This is a genomic window from Ramlibacter tataouinensis (assembly GCF_027941915.1).
In the GTDB taxonomy this organism is placed as follows: Bacteria; Pseudomonadota; Gammaproteobacteria; order Burkholderiales; family Burkholderiaceae_C; genus Ramlibacter; species Ramlibacter tataouinensis_C.
On record NZ_CP116009.1, the window covers coordinates 4,162,253 to 4,178,602 of the forward strand.

Below are 16,350 nucleotides of genomic sequence, written 5' to 3' on the forward strand. Positions count from 1 at the left end.
GCAGGTCAGGAAACGAAAAAGCCGCCGGGCGAGCCGGGCGGCTTTTCCTTCGGATGCGGTTTCGACGCGGGGCGCCGGGATCAACTGCATGAACCCATTATGCACAACGCATGTCGCGCTGCCATGACGGGTTGTGTGCTGTTGTGCTGCGGCGTCAACGCGCCTGTCAGGCGGCCTTCTTGAGCAGCTTGACCGCCTTGAGCACTTCGTCCACGTGGCCGGGCACCTTGAGGCCGCGCCACTCCTGCTTGAGCACGCCGTCGGGGCCGATCAGGAAGGTGCTGCGCTCGATGCCCTTGACCTTCTTGCCGTACATGATCTTGTTCTTGACCACCCCGAACATGTGGCACATCTTCTCTTCGGTGTCGGCGATCAGCTCGAATGGCAGCTCAAGCTTGGCCTTGAAGTCGTCATGGGACTTCATGTTGTCGCGCGAGACGCCGAACACGGTGGCACCGGCCTTGACGAAGTCCTTGTACTTGTCGCGGAACTGCATGGCTTCGGTCGTGCAGCCGGGCGTGTTGTCCTTGGGATAGAAGTACAGCACCAGCACCTGGCCGAGGTGGGAGGTGTTGCTCACCTTCAGTCCGCCTGTGGCGTTCGCTTCGAATTCGGGGATGGGCTTGTTGACAACGATCGCCATGGATTTTCTACTCGTGTGACAGGGGTTGCTCGTTGTTGGCGGCGCACGCGCAGCGGGCCGCCAAAGGACGATTTTACCCGATTCCCCCTTGGGCCGGGTCTCAGCGGGGCTGTTCCAGCAGCAGCGCAACCACCACCTGGCGCCCTTCTTGCGCCAGGATGTTGTAGGTGCGGCAGGCGGCCGCGGTATCCATCGTTTCGAGGCCGATGCCGCGCGATACCAGCTCGCGCAGCCAGGCCGGCCGTGGAAAGCGGATGCGATCGCCGCTGCCGAAGATCACCACCTCGGGCTGCAGTCGAGCCAGCTCATCGAAGTGGCCGGCGCCGAGCTCGTCGTAGCTCGCGCAGTTCCACGCGATTCGCTCGCCGCGCGAACCGATGATCACGCTGTGCTCGATTCGCTCCGGCCCCACCTGCACCCACCCCGGCCCCTGGCCGGTGATGGCCTGCACGTCGAACCGGTCGGGCTGCAGCTTCATGGGATATGGGGACGAAACGGGCTGCCTCAAGGGTGGGGCAGCCCATCGGAACTATGGTCAAATTATAGGTTTCACCCTTGACAGCGCTCCCCGGGAGGGGCTTTTGAAGACCGTCCACAAATCCGCCAAGCTCGCCAACGTGCTGTACGACATCCGCGGTCCGATCATGGACGCGGCCCGGCAGATGGAGGAGGAAGGGCACAAGATCATCAAGCTCAACATCGGCAACCTCGCGGTGTTCGGCTTCGATGCCCCGGAAGAGATCCAGCAGGACATGATCCGAAACCTCGGCAACTCGGCCGGGTACTCGGACAGCAAGGGCATATTCGCGGCGCGCAAGGCCGTGATGCACTACACCCAGCAGCAGGGCATCGAGGGCGTCACGCTCGACGACATCTGGCTGGGCAACGGCGCCAGCGAGCTGATCGCCATGGCCACCAACGCGCTGCTCGACGACGGCGACGAGCTGCTGCTGCCGTCGCCCGACTACCCGCTGTGGACGGCCGCCACCAGCCTGTCGGGCGGCACGCCGGTGCATTACCGCTGCGACGAGGCCAACGGCTGGATGCCCGACCTGCAGGACCTGCGCAGCAAGATCACGCCGCGCACCAAGGGCCTGGTGGTGATCAACCCGAACAACCCGACCGGCGCGCTCTATTCCGACGAGCTGCTGCGCGAGCTGGTGGGCATCGCGCGCGAGCACGGGCTGGTCATCCTGGCCGACGAGGTCTACGACAAGGTGCTGTACGACGGCGTCCGGCACACCGCCATCGCCAGCCTCTCGCAGGACGTGCTCACGCTGACCTTCAACTCGCTGTCCAAGAGCTACCGCTCCTGCGGCTACCGCGCCGGCTGGCTGGTGGTGTCGGGCGACAAGCGCGCCGCGGCCGACTACATCGAGGGCCTGACCATGCTCTCGAACATGCGGCTGTGCGCCAACGTGCCCGGCCAGTACGCGATCCAGACCGCGCTGGGCGGCTACCAGAGCATCAACGAGCTGGTCGGCCCTGGCGGGCGGCTGCGCCGCCAGCGCGACCTGGCCTACGAGCTGATCACCGCCATTCCCGGCGTCACCTGCATCAAGCCGCAGGCGGCGCTGTACATGTTCGCGCGGCTGGATCCCCGGCTCTACCCGATCGCCGACGACCGCCAGTTCTTCCTCGAGCTGCTGCAGCAGACGCGTGTCATGCTGGTGCAGGGCTCGGGCTTCAACTACCCGGACAACCAGCATTTCCGCATCGTCTTCCTCCCGCACGAGGACGACCTTCGCGAAGCCATCGGCCGCATGGCCCGATTCCTCGACAACTATCGCAAACGACACTCCCAATGAAAGCCATCCAGGTCGGCCTGCTCGGCGCCGGCACCGTCGGCAGCGGCGTCTTCACGGTCCTGAAGCGCAACCAGGAAGAAATCCAGCGGCGCGCCGGCCGCGGCATCGAGATCGCCATGGTGGCCGACCTCGACACCGCGCGGGCGGCGTCGATCGTCGGCGACCACGCCACGGTCGTGAACGATGCGCGCCAGGTCATCGCCAACCCGGACATCGACATCGTCATCGAGCTGATCGGCGGCTACGGCATCGCGCGCGAGCTGGTGATGGAAGCCATCGCCGCCGGCAAGCACGTGGTCACCGCCAACAAGGCGCTGCTGGCCGTGCACGGCACCGAGATCTTCGCGGCCGCCCACCAGCGCGGCGTGATGGTCGGCTTCGAGGCCGCGGTGGCCGGCGGCATCCCGATCATCAAGTCGCTGCGCGAGGGCCTGACGGCCAACCGCATCGAGTGGGTGGTGGGCATCATCAACGGCACCACCAACTTCATCCTGTCGGAGATGCGGGACAAGGGCCTGGACTTCGACGCCGTGCTGAAGCAAGCGCAGCGCCTGGGCTATGCCGAGGCCGACCCGACCTTCGACATCGAGGGCGTGGATGCGGCGCACAAGGCGACCATCCTGAGCGCCATCGCCTTCGGCATCCCGGTGCAGTTCGACAAGGCCTACGTCGAGGGCATCACCCGGCTGGCGCCGCAGGACATCCGCTACGCCGAGCAGCTGGGCTACCGCATCAAGCTGCTGGGCATCACCAAGCGCGTGCCCAAGGGCATCGAGCTGCGCGTGCACCCGAGCCTGGTGCCCTCGAAGCGGCTGCTGGCCAACGTTGAGGGCGCGATGAACGCCGTGGTGGTGCGCGGCGACGCGGTCGGCACCACGCTGCACTACGGCAAGGGTGCGGGCAGCGAGCCGACCGCCAGCGCGGTCATCGCCGACCTGGTGGACATCACGCGCCTGCACACCTCCGATGCGGCGCACCGGGTGCCGCACCTGGCCTTCCAGCCCGACCAGATGAGCAGCGAACCCGTGCTGTCCATGGACGAGGTGGTGACCAGCTACTACCTGCGCCTGCGCGTGGCCGACCAGCCCGGCGTGCTGGCCAAGGTCACCGGCCTGATGGCCGAGGCCGGCGTGTCGATCGATGCCGTGCTGCAGCGTGAGGCAGGCGAGGGCGAGAAGCAGACCGACCTGATCATCCTGACCCACGACGTGCGCGAAGGCGCGATGAACGAGGTGCTGGCCCGCGTGCAGCAGCTGCCCACGGTGCTGGCGCCGATCGTGCGCATCCGCAAGGAAGAGCTGGCCTGATGCGATACCTGTCGACGCGGGGCCATGCGGACCGCAAGCGCTTCTGCGAGATCCTGCTGGAAGGCCTGGCGCCCGACGGCGGCCTGTACCTGCCCGAGCACTATCCGGCCGTCGACGCTGCCACGCTGGCAAGCTGGCGCGGGCTGCCCTACCACGAGCTGGCCTTCGAGATCCTGTCGCTATACATCGACGACATCCCGGCCGCGGACCTGCGCGCGATCTGCGCCCGGACGTATACGCCCGAGGTGTTCGGCACGCCGCAGATCGCGCCGCTGAAGCCGCTGGAAGAAGGTCTCTTCCTGCTCGGCCTGTCGAACGGCCCGACGCTGGCCTTCAAGGACATGGCCATGCAGCTGCTGGGCAACCTGTTCGAGTACGAGCTGGGCCGCCGCGGCGAGGAGCTCAATATCCTGGGCGCGACCTCCGGCGACACCGGCAGTGCCGCCGAGTACGCCATGCGCGGCAAGCAGGGCGTCCGGGTCTTCATGACCTCGCCGCACGGCCGCATGAGCCCGTTCCAGCAGGCGCAGATGTTCAGCCTGCAGGACGCCAACATCCACAACCTGGCGATCCGAGGCGTGTTCGACGACTGCCAGGACATCGTCAAGGCCGTGTCCAACGACCTCGCCTTCAAGCGCCAGTACCGCATCGGGACCGTGAACTCGATCAACTGGGCCCGGCTGGTGGCCCAGGTGGTGTACTACTTCGCCGGCTACTTCCAGGCCACGCGAGCCAACGACGAGAAGGTTTCCTTCGCCGTGCCTTCGGGCAACTTCGGCAACATCTGCGCCGGCCACGTGGCGCGCCAGATGGGCCTGCCGATCGACCGGCTCGTGCTGGCGACCAACGAGAACGACGTGCTGGACGAGTTCTTCCGCACCGGCGTGTACCGGGTGCGCGTGGGCGTCGACACGCACGAGACCTCCAGCCCCTCGATGGACATCAGCAAGGCCAGCAACTTCGAGCGCTTCGTGTTCGACCTGCTGGGCCGCGACGCGGCGCGCACGCGGGCGCTGTTCGACGACGAGCTCGCGCGCCAGGGCCGCTTCGACCTCGACGGCGATCCCGCATTCGCCCGCGCGGCCACGCAGTTCGGTTTTGTCAGCGGCAAGAGCACCCATGCCGACCGGCTGGCCACCATCCGCGACACCTGGCAGCGCCTGGGCGTGATGGTGGACACGCACACCGCAGACGGCCTGAAGGTGGCGCGCCAGCACCTGCGCGCGGGCGTGCCCATGATCGTGCTGGAGACGGCGCTGCCGGTGAAGTTCGCCGCCACCATCGTCGAGGCGCTGGGGCGCGAGCCCGAGCGGCCTGCGAAGTTCGAGGGCCTGGAGCTGCTGCCCAAGCGCGTCACGGTGCTGCCGGCCGATGCCGGCGAGGTGAAGTCCTACATCGCGGCGCACTGCGCCTGAAGGTCGCCCATGAAAGTCGTCGGGTTTGCGGGTTTTTCCGGTTCGGGCAAGACCACGCTGGTCGAGGGCATCATTCCCGAGCTGCGGCAGCGCGGGCTGCGGGTGTCGGTGGTCAAGCACGCCCACCACAGCTTCGATATCGACCATCCCGGCAAGGACACGTTCCGTCACCGCGAGGCCGGCGCCTTCGAGGTGGTGGTGGCGTCCAACAAGCGGCTGGCGCTGATGCGCGAGTTCGAGCAGGAAGCGCGGCTGTCCGTGCACCAGCTCATTGCCGAGCTCTACGACGGCGTCGACTGGGTGCTGGTGGAAGGCTTCAAGGACAGCGACCTGCTCAAGGTCGAGGTGTGGCGGCCGGGCGCCGGCCCGAAGGCCCGCTACCCCGACGACGACTTCATCGTGGCGATCGCCACCGACGCACCGGACCGGCTTCCCGAAGCGACCCTGCGGCCGGTGCTGGACCTCAACGCCCCGGCTGCGGTGGCGCAGTGGCTGGTCGAGAATGGCCACCGGTTCGACTACAACCCGGAGATGTACGGATGAACGTGCGATGCCTGGATCGCGAGGAGGCGAGCCGGTGAGCACGCGCCCACCGCTCAAGCCGCTGGACGAAGCGCTGGCCGAGCTGCTGGCGCGCACGGAGCCGCTGCAGCAGGCCGAAGACGTGCCGACCTTCGACGCCGACGGCCGGGTGCTGGCCGAGGACCTGGTGTCCGCGCTGCAGGTGCCGCCGCAGGACAACAGCTCGATGGACGGCTACGCGGTGCGCCGCGCCGAGATCGCCGACGAAGGCGTGGTGCTGCCGGTCAGCCAGCGCATCGCCGCCGGCCAGGCGGCGCAGCCGCTGCAGCCCGGCACCGCCGCGCGCATCTTCACCGGCGCTCCGGTGCCGCCCGGCGCCGATGCCATCGTGATGCAGGAGCACACCGAAGCGGCCGGCGAGGGCGGGGTGCGGATCCTGTCGGTGCCGCAGGCCGGGCAATGGATCCGCCGCAGCGGCGAGGATGTGTCGCGCGGCAGCGTGGTGCTGCACGGCGGCCAGCGGCTGGACCCCGCGGCCTGCGGCCTGGCCGCCAGCATCGGCCGCGACCGGCTGCGCGTGGCGCGCCGGCCGCGCGTGGCACTGTTCTCCACCGGCGACGAGCTGGTCATGCCCGGCACGGTGGCCCCCGAGCAGATGCCGCCGGGCGCCATCTACAACTCCAACCGCTTCTTCCTGCGCCAGCTGCTGGCGCGCTGCGGCTGCGAGGTCAGCGACCTGGGCATCGTGCCCGACCGGCGCGATGCGACGGTCGACGCGATCGGGCAGGCCTCGCAAGGCCATGACCTGATCCTCACCAGCGGCGGGGTGTCGGTGGGCGAGGAAGACCACATCCGCCCGGCCGTCCAGCAGCTCGGCTCGCTGGACCTGTGGCAGATCGCCATGAAGCCGGGCAAGCCGTTCGCCCACGGCCGGGTGGGCGCCGCCCACTTCATCGGCCTGCCCGGCAACCCGGTGTCCAGTTTCGTCACCTTCCTGCTGCTGGTGCGGCCGTTCCTGCTCAAGCTGCAGGGCGCCAGCCGGCTGCAGCCGGCGGCCCTGATGCTGCCGGCGCACTTCGACTGGCCGCATGCCGACAAGCGCCGCGAGTTCCTGCGCGTGCGGCGCAACGCGGAAGGCGGGCTGGAGCTGTTTCCCAACCAGAGTTCGGGCGTGCTGACCTCCACGGTCTGGTGCGACGGCCTGCTCGACAACCCCCCGGGCCGCACCATCGCACGCGGCGACGCGGCCCGCTTCCTTCCTCTTGCGGAGCTGCTGGCATGAAGGTGTCGCTGCGTTATTTCGCTTCCGTGCGCGAGGCCATGGGCCGCGGCCTGGAAGAGCGCCAGACCGGCGCGTCCACCCTGGCCGGCCTGCGCGACGAGCTGCAGTCGCTGGGCGAGCCCTACGCCCAGGCGCTGGGCGCCGGCAAGGCCGTGCGCATGGCGCTGGACCAGGTCATGGCCGAGGGCGACGCACCGCTGCGCGACGGCTGCGAGGTCGCCTTCTTCCCGCCCGTCACCGGGGGCTGACATGGCGCCCCGCGTGTCCATCCAGGCGGCCGACTTCGACGTCGGCCAGGAACTGGCGCGCCTGCGCGCGGCCGACCACCGCGTGGGCGCCGTCTGCAGCTTCGTCGGCACCGTGCGCGCGGCGGGCGAGGGCGGTGCCGACGAGGTGCTGGGCATGGAGCTGGAGCACTACCCCGGCATGACCGAGAAGGCCATCGAGGCCATGATCCACGAGGCCCACCGCCGCTTCGAAATCTTCGCCGCCCGCGTGGTGCACCGGGTCGGCCCGCTCGCGCCCGGCGAGCAGATCGTGCTGGTGGCCGTCACGTCGTCGCACCGCGGCCAGAGCTTCCAGGCCTGCGAATTCCTGATGGACTACCTCAAGACCCAGGCGCCGTTCTGGAAGAAGGAGCGCACGCCCGCTGGCGAGCGCTGGGTCGATGCCCGCTCCAGCGACGATGAGGCCCTGGCCCGCTGGGGCATCCAGGCCCGCAACGGCTGACCGGGGTCAGGCCCGCCTTTCCGGCGCGCCGCGTGCCGCAGGGCCTCAGTTGAGGTAGCGGGGCCGCTCGCCGGCCAGCCCCGGTTCGGCGGCATCGGCCGGCGCCGGCAGCGCCGGCGTGGTGAACGGGTCGCGCCACTGGGAGCGCGCCAGCGACTGCTCCAGCAGGTGCATCAGGCCCTGCATCAGCTTGGGGTCCAGCTCCATCTGGAAGCCGCGCGCCTTGGCCGCGCCCGACACCGAGGCCCGCTCGTTGAAGGCCAGCCGCAGGCGGGCGTCGGCCAGCGGCGTCGCGTCCACGTCGGTCACCAGCAGCGGCTCGCTGCCCAGCGGGAGCTTGTGCTTGTCCTGGTAGGGCGTCTCGAAGTCGGCTTTCTGCAGGAACTCCTCCTTGCGGAACTCGGCGAACATGCGTTTGAGCTCCTCGTCGCCGCCCTCGACCGCGCTGGCCGAGGGCTCCGTCTTGATCACCTGGTCGGTGTGCAGCCTGCCCAGCAAGGGCCACAGGCCGTGCATCAGCCGGCGCGTGAGCCACATGCGCATCTCCTCGCCGCCGGTGCTGTTCACGCGCAGCAGGATGCGGTCCTGTTCGGCCTGGTAGGTCACCGACAACTGGTGGATCTGCATCGCCTTGATTCTAGTCAGCCCATCCATGCACGCCGGCCGCCAAGAGACCCTTGAAATCCGCGGGGAAAGGCGCAAGCTGGTACGCAGTTCGGAGATTCCCCACCCATGCGACTCGACAAACTCACCACCAAGTTCCAGGAAGCCCTGGCCGAGGCCCAGACGCTGGCGCTGGCCAACGACCACGCCTACATCGAAGCCGAGCACCTGCTCGTGGCCATGCTGCGGCAGGAGGACGGGCCGCGCGCGCTGCTGCAGCGCGCCGGCGCCAATGTGCCCGGCCTGCTGGCCGCCGCCGAAGGGGCGATGCACCGGCGGCCGCAAGTCCAGGGGCAGGAGCAGGTCCAGGTCGGCCGCGAGCTGGTCGGCCTGCTGCAGGCGGCCGAGAAGGAGGGACTCAAGCGAGGCGACCAGTTCATCGCCAGCGAGCTGTTCCTGCTGGCCGTGACGGACAGCAAGTCCGACATCGGCCGCATCGCCCGCGAGAACGGGCTGACCCGCAAGTCCTTCGAGGCGGCGGTGGAGGCGGTGCGCGGTGGCCAGAACGTGGACAGCGCCGAGGCCGAGGGCCAGCGCGAGGCGCTCAAGAAGTACACGCTCGACCTGACCGAGCGCGCCCGCCAGGGCAAGCTCGACCCGGTGATCGGCCGCGACGAGGAAATCCGCCGTGCCATCCAGGTGCTGCAGCGGCGCACCAAGAACAACCCCGTGCTGATCGGCGAGCCCGGCGTCGGCAAGACGGCCATCGTCGAGGGCCTGGCCCAGCGCATCGTCGCCGGCGAGGTGCCCGAGACGCTCAAGGGCAAGCGCGTGCTGTCGCTCGACATGGCAGCGCTGCTGGCCGGCGCCAAGTACCGCGGCGAGTTCGAGGAACGCCTGAAGAACGTGCTGACCGAGCTGGCCAAGGACGAGGGCAACACCATCGTCTTCATCGACGAGCTGCACACCATGGTGGGCGCCGGCAAGGCCGAGGGCGCGATCGACGCCGGCAACATGCTCAAGCCGGCCCTGGCGCGCGGCGAGCTGCACTGCGTGGGCGCGACCACGCTGGACGAATACCGCAAGTACATCGAGAAGGACGCCGCGCTGGAGCGCCGCTTCCAGAAGATCCTGGTCGGCGAGCCCAGTGTGGAGGCCACCATCGCCATCCTGCGCGGCCTGCAGGAGAAGTACGAGGTGCACCACGGCGTCGAGATCACCGACCCGGCCATCGTCGCCGCGGCCGAGCTCTCGCACCGCTACATCACCGACCGCTTCCTGCCCGACAAGGCGATCGACCTGATCGACGAGGCGGCCGCCAAGATCAAGATCGAGATCGACTCCAAGCCGGAGGCGATCGACCGGCTGGACCGCCGGCTGATCCAGCTGCAGATCGAGCGCGAGGCGGTGCGCAAGGAAAAGGACGAAGCCTCCCAGAAGCGCCTGGGCCTGATCGAGGACGAGATCGGCAAGCTGGGCAAGGAGATCGCCGACCTCGAGGAGATCTGGAAGTCCGAGAAGGCGACGGCCCACGGCAGCGCCCAGGTCAAGGAGGAGATCGACAAGCTGCGCCGCGAGATCGAGGAGCACACCCGCAAGGGCGACTTCAACAAGGTCGCCGAGCTGCAGTACGGCAAGCTGCCGGCGCTGGAGAAGCAGCTCAAGGAAGCGCAGGCCGCCGAGTCGGCCAAGGGCAAGAGCGGCAAGCCGCAGCTGCTGCGCACCCAGGTCGGTGCCGAGGAGATCGCCGAGGTGGTGGCGCGCGCCACCGGCATTCCGGTGTCCAAGCTGATGCAGGGCGAGCGCGAGAAGCTGCTGCACATGGAAGAGCGCCTGCACCAGCGCGTGGTCGGCCAGGACGAGGCGATCAGCGCGGTGTCCAACGCCATCCGCCGCTCGCGCTCGGGGCTGGCCGACCCGGATCGGCCGACCGGCTCGTTCCTGTTCCTGGGGCCCACCGGCGTCGGCAAGACCGAGCTGTGCAAGGCGCTGGCCGCCTTCCTGTTCGACACCGAGGAGCACCTGATCCGCGTCGACATGAGCGAGTTCATGGAGAAGCACTCGGTGGCCCGCCTGATCGGCGCGCCGCCCGGCTACGTGGGCTACGAGGAGGGCGGCTACCTGACCGAGGCGGTGCGGCGCAAGCCGTACAGCGTGATCCTGCTCGACGAGGTCGAGAAGGCGCACCACGACGTGTTCAACGTGCTGCTGCAGGTGCTGGACGATGGCCGCCTGACGGATGGCCAGGGCCGCACGGTCGATTTCAAGAACACCGTGATCGTGATGACCAGCAACATCGGCTCGCACATGATCCAGGCGATGGTCGGCAAGCCCTACGAGGACATCAAGGAAGCGGTCTGGGACGAGCTGAAGAACCACTTCCGCCCCGAATTCCTCAACCGCATCGACGAGACGGTGGTGTTCCACGGGCTCGGCGCCGAGCACATCGCGCAGATCGCGAAGATCCAGCTCGAGGTGCTGGAGCAGCGCCTGGCGAAGATGGACCTCACGCTGCAGGTCTCGCCGGCGGCGCTGGAGGAACTGGCCAAGGTCGGCTTCGATCCGGTGTTCGGCGCGCGGCCGCTCAAGCGGGCGATCCAGCAGCGCATCGAGAACCCGCTGTCCAGGCTTATCCTGGAGGGGCGCTTCCCGCCCAAGAGCGTGATCCCGGTCGAGGTGGATCCGGTGCTGCAACCCGGGGTGTTCCACTTCGGGTCGGTGCAGGAACCGGCCGAGGCCGCAACTTGAACCGGGCGAGTCCGATGGGCGAGAGGGTCAAATCCGCGCCGGCTTGCCCCGGTCGGCGCCCGGGGTCACACTGCATCAACCCATCGATTCGCCCATGTCTGCCCTGATTGCCTTCCTCGCCCGCCTGCTGGCCCTCGCGGCCGGTCTCGTCTTTGCCGCCAGCGTCGCGCTCGCGGCCGTGATCGCCGCGGCCGTGCTGCTGCTGCGGGCCGGCTGGGCCCGCCTGACCGGGCGTCCGGTCTCCGGTGTGCTGGGCGGTGCATGGCGCATGGGCGGTTTCCGGGCAGCCGCGCGTCGGCCGGGGCACCCCTTCGCGCCCCAGCGCGTGCGGGTGCGCGCCGACGTCACCGACGTCGATCCCAAGTAGGCGCTGCGGCGACGGCTCGCCCCTTGGGGAGGTGCCGGGCGCCAGGTTCGCTGGGCGCCGTGACCGCAAGGTCCGGCACGGCGCACGTAGGACAAGGCCGACAACTGCTGGGCTTGGGGCCTGCGGACGGGCTCCGCCCCCTAAGATGCGCGGCTTCATGCCCCATCCATGAAGCCGATCCCAGCCGCGCCGCTCGCGTTCGTCCTGCTTGCCTGGGCTGCCACCGCCCAGGGTGCCTCCGCCGTCCAGTTCGCTTCCGCCCACCCGCTGGCCGACCTGACGCTGGAGCAGCTGAGCCACATCGAGGTGACCTCGGTGTCCGGACGCCCGCAGGGGCTGATGCAGGCGGCGGCTTCGATCTACGTCATCACGGCGCAGGACATCCGCCGCTCGGCCGCCACCAGCCTGCCCGAAGTCCTGCGCCTGGCGCCCAACCTGCAGGTGGCGCAGACCAGCGCCGGCCAGTGGGCGATCAGCGCGCGCGGCTTCCAGGACTCGATCGCCAACAAGCTGCTGGTGCTGGTGGACGGTCGCACCGTCTACTCGCCCCTGTTCGCCGGGGTGTTCTGGGACGCCAACGACCTGGTGCTGGAAGACGTCGACCGGATCGAGGTGATCAGCGGCCCCGGTGGCACGCTGTGGGGCGCCAATGCGGTCAACGGCGTCATCAACGTGGTGACCCGCAACGCCGCCGAGACGCAGGGCGTGCTGGCCCTGGCCGCGCGGTCGGGCCATGGCGGCCGCGAGGTGGTGCGCTGGGGCGGCCGCATCGGGCCTGACGCCCACCTGCGCATCCACGGGCTGGCGGTGGACCGCGACAACACCTGGCTGCCCGGCGGCGCGCCGCGCGACGACGCCAGCAACCGCCTGCAGGGCGGATTCCGGGCGGACTGGGCCGACGGACCCTCGGCCCTCACGCTGCAGGGGGAGGCCTACCGCGGCGGCGAGCTGCCGTCCAACAACCTGGCGCCCGAGCTGCGCGGGCAGCACCTGCTGGGGCGCTGGAGCAGCCGCTTCGCGGACGGCTCGAGCTACACCTTGCAGGCCTACTACGACGGTTCCGAGCGCGACGACGGCAACCTGTTCCGCAACCACAGCCGCACCGTCGATCTCCGTTTCACCCACGAGCCGCGCGGGGCCGGCCCGGGCCAGTTGCTGTGGGGCGCCGGGCACCGGCGCGCCCGCGATTCCACGCAGCCGACCCCGATGCTGGCGTTCCTGCCGGCCGAACGCACGCTGAGCTGGACCCATGCCTTCGCCCAGTACCAATGGATGCTGGGCGACCAGCTGCAAGCCACCGCCGGCGCCAAGGTCGAGCACAACAGCTACACCGGCGCCGAGCTGCTACCCAGCGTGCGCCTGGCCTGGCTGCACTCGCCGCAGGCCACCACCTGGGCGGCGCTGTCGCGCGCGGTGCGGGCGCCGGCGCGGATCGACCGCGACTTCTTCCTGACCCTGCCGCCGGGCATCGCGGTGATCGCCGGTGGGCCGGACTTCCGTTCGGAAACGGCCACCGTGCTGGAGGCCGGCCATCGGGCCCAGCTGTCGCCGACCCTGAGCTGGTCGGCCACCGTGTTCCGCCACTTCTTTCATGGCCTGCGCTCCGGCCGTCCCGGGCAAGCGCCGCCGGCGACCGTGGAAAACCTGGTCGAAGGGCCGGTGGACGGGCTCGAAGCCTGGGGCCAGTGGCAGCCGCTCGAAGGCTGGCGGCTGTCGGCCGGCTACCTGGCGCTGCACAAGGACCTGCGGTTTGCCGGTGGGCTGAGTCCCGCGACCCGCTCCTTTCCCGGCCTCGGCAACGATCCGCGGTCGCAGGTGTCGCTGCGCTCGAGCCTGGACGTCGGAGCCAACGGCGCCTTCGACCTGGCGGTGCGCCGGGTCGGCGAACTCACCGACCCGCGGGTGCCCGGCTACACCGCGGTCGATGCCCGGCTGGGCTGGCAGGTGCGCCCCGACCTGCGCCTCGAACTGCTGGGCACCAACCTGCTGGGCCGGCGGCACGTGGAGTTCGCCGGCGGCAGCGAGATCGGCCGCCGTCTCCTGCTGCAGCTCACCTGGCAGCTGGAGGCCCGCAGCCGATGAGGGCGGCCCGGCACTGCCTGCCCCAAGGCTGGAGGCGGGGCATGCTGAAGCTGCTGCTCCTGTTGCCGGCGGTATCGGCCTGGTCGCAGGGGCCGGGCAGCGCGCGCGAAAGCGCCGTCAAGGCCGCCTTCCTCTACAAGTTCGCCGGCTTCGTCGAATGGCCGGCTGGCACCTTCCGGCGCGCCGACGAACCGCTGGTGGTCGGGGTGCTGGGCAACGAGGCGATCGCCGCCGACCTGGAGCAGATCGCCGCCGGACGCAACGTCGATGGCCGCGCGGTGGTGGTGCGACGGTTGCGCCCGGGCGAGGCGGCCGGCCCGCTGCACGTGCTGCTGATCGGCGCCGGCCCCGACCAGCAGGTGCGCGAGCAGGCGGCGGCGATGGCCGGGCCGGTGCTGGTCGTGACCGAGCAGCCGCAGGGCCTGGTTCCGGGCGGGGTGCTCAACCTCGTCACGGAGCGCGGGCGCGTCCGCTTCGCGGCCTCGCTGCCGGCCGCCGAGACGCGCGGGCTGAGGCTGAGCGCACGCCTGCTGGCGGTGGCGCAGAACGTGGAAGGCCGCAGCCGATGAAACCGGTCCGCGCCCGCTCGGTCCGCAGCAAGCTCAACCTGGCGCTGGCGGCCACCACCCTGATCGCGCTGGTGCTGGCCGGGCTGGCGCTGCTGGTGGTGGACCTGCAAAGCGAGCTGGAGGACATGCGCGAGGACCTGATGACGCACGCCGACGTGATCGCGCTGGTCAGTGCCCCGGCGCTGTCGTTCGCCGATCCGGCGGTGGCGGCGGAGAACCTGGCGGTGCTGCGGGTCAAGCGTGGCGTCACGGCAGCGGCGCTGTACGACGACCGCGGGCGGCTGTTCGCCAGCTACCGGCGCGACGGCGGCGAAACCATCCCGCCACGGCCTGAGCCGGTCGGCGGCGCCGCGGACAGCGTCCGGGTGAACGGCGACTGGGCCGTGGTCTGGCGCCCGGTGTTCTCCAGCGAGGACCGGGTGGGCACGATCTGGCTGCAGCTGCGGCACGACCGCTGGCGGCAGACGCTGGAATACCTGGGCGTGCTGGCCCTGGTGATGGGCTGCAGCCTGGCTGCCGCCCTGCTGCTGTCGCACCGGCTGCAGCGGACCCTGACGGCGCCGGTCCTGGGCGTGAGCGAAGTGGCCCGCAAGATCCTGCGCGGCGAGACCGGCAACCTGCGGGCCATCCGCACCAGCGACGACGAGGTCGGCGACCTGATCGACGCCTTCAACGCCATGCTCGACGAGCTGGGCCGGCGGGCCCGGGCGCAGGAAGACGCCAACCGCGCGCTGCGCGCGAGCGAGGCGCGCTACCAGCTCGCGGTGCGCGGCTCCAGTGCAGGCCTGTGGGACTGGGACATCGCCGCCGGCACCATGTTCTACTCGCCCCGCTTCAAGGCCCTGCTGGGCTACTCCGACGAGGACTTCCCCGACCGGCCCGATTCGGCCGGCAAGGTGCTGCACCCGGACGACCTGCCGGTCATGCAGGCTGCGCTGCGCGGCCACCTGCGCGAGCGCCAGCCGTTCCAGGTCGAGTGCCGGCTGCGCGACCGCGACGGCCGCTGGCGCTGGTTCTTGGTGGCGGGGGCGGCGCTGTGGGATGCCGCCGGGCAACCCTACCGCATGGCCGGCTCGGTGATCGAGGTGACCGAGCGCAAGCAGGCCGAGCAGGTCCTGCACGAGGCCAATCGGGCCAAGGACGAATTCATCGCCACGCTCGCGCACGAGCTGCGCAACCCGCTGGCGCCGATCCGCACCGGGCTGGAGATCCTGAAGAAGGACAAGGCGAACGGGCCGCTGTCCGAGCGGGCGCGCGCCACCATGGAGCGCCAGCTCAGCCACATGATCCGGCTGATCGACGACCTGCTGGACATCTCGCGCATCAACCGCGGCAAGATCCGGCTGGACATCTCGCGGCTGCGGCTGCGTCCGGTGATCGACGGCGCCGTCGAGATCGGCCGGCCTGCCGTCCAGGCCGGTCGCCACGAGTTGCACGTGGACTACCCCGGGGCCGACATCGAGCTGATGGGCGATCCGACCCGGCTGGCGCAGGCGCTGGGCAACCTGCTGAACAACGCGGCCAAGTACACGCCGCCGGGCGGGCGGATCGACTTGCGCGTGCGGCGCGAAGGCGACAGTGCGCTGATCGAGGTCGAGGACACTGGCGAAGGCATCCCGGCCGACATGCTGGAGAGCATCTTCTGCCTGTTCGCCCAGGTGCGCGGCAGCATGGACCGCGCGCAGGGCGGCCTGGGCATCGGGCTGTACCTGGTGCGCAGCCTGGTGGCCTTGCACGGCGGCAGCGTCGTCGCCAGCAGCGCCGGCCCGGCCCGCGGCAGCCGCTTCACCGTGCGGCTGCCCTGCCTGCCGGCCACGGCCCAGCCCCTGCCCGCCGCGCCGGCGATCCAGGCAGACGCGCGCACCAGCGGGCTGAAGGTGCTGCTGGTTGATGACAACGTCGATGCCGCCGAGACCCTGTCGCTGGTGCTGGGCATGGCCGGCTGCGAGACGCGCATGCTGCACGAGGGCACCGGCGTGCTCGCCGCGGCCCGCGCCTTCGGCCCCGATGCGGTGCTGCTGGACATCGGCCTGCCCGGCCTGAACGGCTACGAAGTGGCCGCGCAACTGCGCAGCGAGCCGCGCTTTGCCCGGACGCTGCTGGTGGCGATCACCGGCTGGGGGACCGACCAGGATCGCCGGCGCTCGCAGGAGGCCGGCTTCGACCACCACCTGACCAAGCCGGTGGACATGGCCGACCTGGAGCCCTTGCTGCAGGCACTGGCCGCCGGCGGCGACGGCAGCGACTGCGGCTGAACCCGGGTCGCCGGCGCGGC

15 protein-coding genes are annotated in these 16,350 nt (G+C 70.1%); 12 read left to right on the forward strand and 3 right to left on the reverse strand.

Annotated features, from left to right (window positions below):
• Nucleotides 1-166: 166 nt before the first annotated feature.
• Complete coding sequence (locus tag PE066_RS19990) at nt 167-643, reverse strand: peroxiredoxin (protein ID WP_271234269.1); 477 nt, start codon at nt 641-643, stop codon at nt 167-169.
• Nucleotides 644-743: 100 nt separating this feature from the next.
• Complete coding sequence (locus PE066_RS19995) at nt 744-1,121, reverse strand: Mth938-like domain-containing protein (protein ID WP_271234270.1); 378 nt, start codon at nt 1,119-1,121, stop codon at nt 744-746.
• A 103-nt stretch (nt 1,122-1,224) separates the two neighbouring features.
• On the opposite strand from PE066_RS19995, the gene PE066_RS20000 reads away from it, so the two are divergent.
• Genes PE066_RS20000 through PE066_RS20030 form a run of 7 tightly spaced genes read left to right on the forward strand, consistent with a single transcriptional unit; the run spans nt 1,225 to nt 7,706 of the window.
• Nucleotides 1,225-2,451 carry a pyridoxal phosphate-dependent aminotransferase gene (locus PE066_RS20000; RefSeq protein ID WP_271234271.1) on the forward strand — a complete coding sequence of 409 codons (1,227 nt, stop codon included), beginning with the start codon at nt 1,225-1,227 and terminating at the stop codon, nt 2,449-2,451.
• Nucleotides 2,448-3,758 carry a homoserine dehydrogenase gene (locus PE066_RS20005; RefSeq protein WP_271234272.1) on the forward strand — a complete coding sequence of 437 codons (1,311 nt, stop codon included), beginning with the start codon at nt 2,448-2,450 and terminating at the stop codon, nt 3,756-3,758. Before PE066_RS20000 ends, PE066_RS20005 begins: the two co-directional genes overlap by 4 nt.
• Entirely contained in the window at nt 3,758-5,173 is a 1,416-nt protein-coding gene (gene thrC, locus PE066_RS20010) for a threonine synthase (protein ID WP_271234273.1), read from the forward strand. Before PE066_RS20005 ends, thrC begins: the two co-directional genes overlap by 1 nt.
• A 9-nt stretch (nt 5,174-5,182) precedes the next feature.
• A complete protein-coding gene (gene mobB / locus PE066_RS20015) occupies nt 5,183-5,716 on the forward strand; it encodes a molybdopterin-guanine dinucleotide biosynthesis protein B (RefSeq protein ID WP_271234274.1) in 534 nt (177 codons plus the stop codon).
• Nucleotides 5,717-5,723: 7 nt separating this feature from the next.
• Entirely contained in the window at nt 5,724-6,977 is a 1,254-nt protein-coding gene (locus tag PE066_RS20020) for a molybdopterin molybdotransferase MoeA (RefSeq protein WP_271234275.1), read from the forward strand.
• Nucleotides 6,974-7,225 carry a MoaD/ThiS family protein gene (locus tag PE066_RS20025; protein ID WP_271234276.1) on the forward strand — a complete coding sequence of 84 codons (252 nt, stop codon included), beginning with the start codon at nt 6,974-6,976 and terminating at the stop codon, nt 7,223-7,225. Before PE066_RS20020 ends, PE066_RS20025 begins: the two co-directional genes overlap by 4 nt.
• A gap of 1 nt (nt 7,226) precedes the next feature.
• Nucleotides 7,227-7,706, forward strand: a complete 480-nt coding sequence (locus PE066_RS20030) for a molybdenum cofactor biosynthesis protein MoaE (RefSeq protein ID WP_271234277.1) — start codon at nt 7,227-7,229, stop codon at nt 7,704-7,706.
• Between the two features lie 45 nt (nt 7,707-7,751).
• On the opposite strand, the gene PE066_RS20035 is transcribed toward PE066_RS20030, so the two are convergent.
• Nucleotides 7,752-8,333, reverse strand: coding sequence for a hypothetical protein (locus PE066_RS20035; RefSeq protein WP_271234278.1), 582 nt, complete (start codon nt 8,331-8,333; stop codon nt 7,752-7,754).
• A gap of 105 nt (nt 8,334-8,438) precedes the next feature.
• On the opposite strand from PE066_RS20035, the gene clpB reads away from it, so the two are divergent.
• The 5 genes from clpB (at nt 8,439) to PE066_RS20060 (ending at nt 16,330) form a co-directional block, all read left to right on the forward strand.
• Nucleotides 8,439-11,057: an ATP-dependent chaperone ClpB gene (clpB, locus tag PE066_RS20040; RefSeq protein WP_271234279.1), complete on the forward strand. Its 2,619-nt coding sequence runs from the start codon at nt 8,439-8,441 to the stop codon at nt 11,055-11,057.
• A 94-nt stretch (nt 11,058-11,151) separates the two neighbouring features.
• The gene (locus PE066_RS20045; protein ID WP_271234280.1) at nt 11,152-11,424 is read left to right on the forward strand and encodes a hypothetical protein; all 273 of its coding nucleotides are present in this window, start codon (nt 11,152-11,154) and stop codon (nt 11,422-11,424) included.
• A gap of 168 nt (nt 11,425-11,592) precedes the next feature.
• On the forward strand, nt 11,593-13,506 hold the full coding sequence (locus PE066_RS20050; protein WP_271234281.1) for a TonB-dependent receptor plug domain-containing protein: 1,914 nt from the start codon (nt 11,593-11,595) through the stop codon (nt 13,504-13,506).
• Nucleotides 13,507-13,547: 41 nt separating this feature from the next.
• Complete coding sequence (locus PE066_RS20055; RefSeq protein WP_271234282.1) at nt 13,548-14,075, forward strand: YfiR family protein; 528 nt, start codon at nt 13,548-13,550, stop codon at nt 14,073-14,075.
• Nucleotides 14,072-16,330, forward strand: a complete 2,259-nt coding sequence (locus tag PE066_RS20060; protein ID WP_271234283.1) for an ATP-binding protein — start codon at nt 14,072-14,074, stop codon at nt 16,328-16,330. Before PE066_RS20055 ends, PE066_RS20060 begins: the two co-directional genes overlap by 4 nt.
• Nucleotides 16,331-16,350: the final 20 nt, after the last annotated feature.

Coding starts and splice junctions, on each gene's coding strand:
- PE066_RS19990 (WP_271234269.1), bottom strand. CDS start 643: ATGGCGATCGTTGTCAACAAGCCCATCCCCGAATTCGAAGCGAACGCC.
- PE066_RS19995 (WP_271234270.1), bottom strand. CDS start 1,121: ATGAAGCTGCAGCCCGACCGGTTCGACGTGCAGGCCATCACCGGCCAG.
- PE066_RS20005 (WP_271234272.1), top strand. CDS start 2,448: ATGAAAGCCATCCAGGTCGGCCTGCTCGGCGCCGGCACCGTCGGCAGC.
- thrC (WP_271234273.1), top strand. CDS start 3,758: ATGCGATACCTGTCGACGCGGGGCCATGCGGACCGCAAGCGCTTCTGC.
- mobB (WP_271234274.1), top strand. CDS start 5,183: ATGAAAGTCGTCGGGTTTGCGGGTTTTTCCGGTTCGGGCAAGACCACG.
- PE066_RS20020 (WP_271234275.1), top strand. CDS start 5,724: ATGCCTGGATCGCGAGGAGGCGAGCCGGTGAGCACGCGCCCACCGCTC.
- PE066_RS20025 (WP_271234276.1), top strand. CDS start 6,974: ATGAAGGTGTCGCTGCGTTATTTCGCTTCCGTGCGCGAGGCCATGGGC.
- PE066_RS20030 (WP_271234277.1), top strand. CDS start 7,227: ATGGCGCCCCGCGTGTCCATCCAGGCGGCCGACTTCGACGTCGGCCAG.
- PE066_RS20035 (WP_271234278.1), bottom strand. CDS start 8,333: ATGCAGATCCACCAGTTGTCGGTGACCTACCAGGCCGAACAGGACCGC.
- clpB (WP_271234279.1), top strand. CDS start 8,439: ATGCGACTCGACAAACTCACCACCAAGTTCCAGGAAGCCCTGGCCGAG.
- PE066_RS20045 (WP_271234280.1), top strand. CDS start 11,152: ATGTCTGCCCTGATTGCCTTCCTCGCCCGCCTGCTGGCCCTCGCGGCC.
- PE066_RS20050 (WP_271234281.1), top strand. CDS start 11,593: ATGAAGCCGATCCCAGCCGCGCCGCTCGCGTTCGTCCTGCTTGCCTGG.
- PE066_RS20055 (WP_271234282.1), top strand. CDS start 13,548: ATGCTGAAGCTGCTGCTCCTGTTGCCGGCGGTATCGGCCTGGTCGCAG.
- PE066_RS20060 (WP_271234283.1), top strand. CDS start 14,072: ATGAAACCGGTCCGCGCCCGCTCGGTCCGCAGCAAGCTCAACCTGGCG.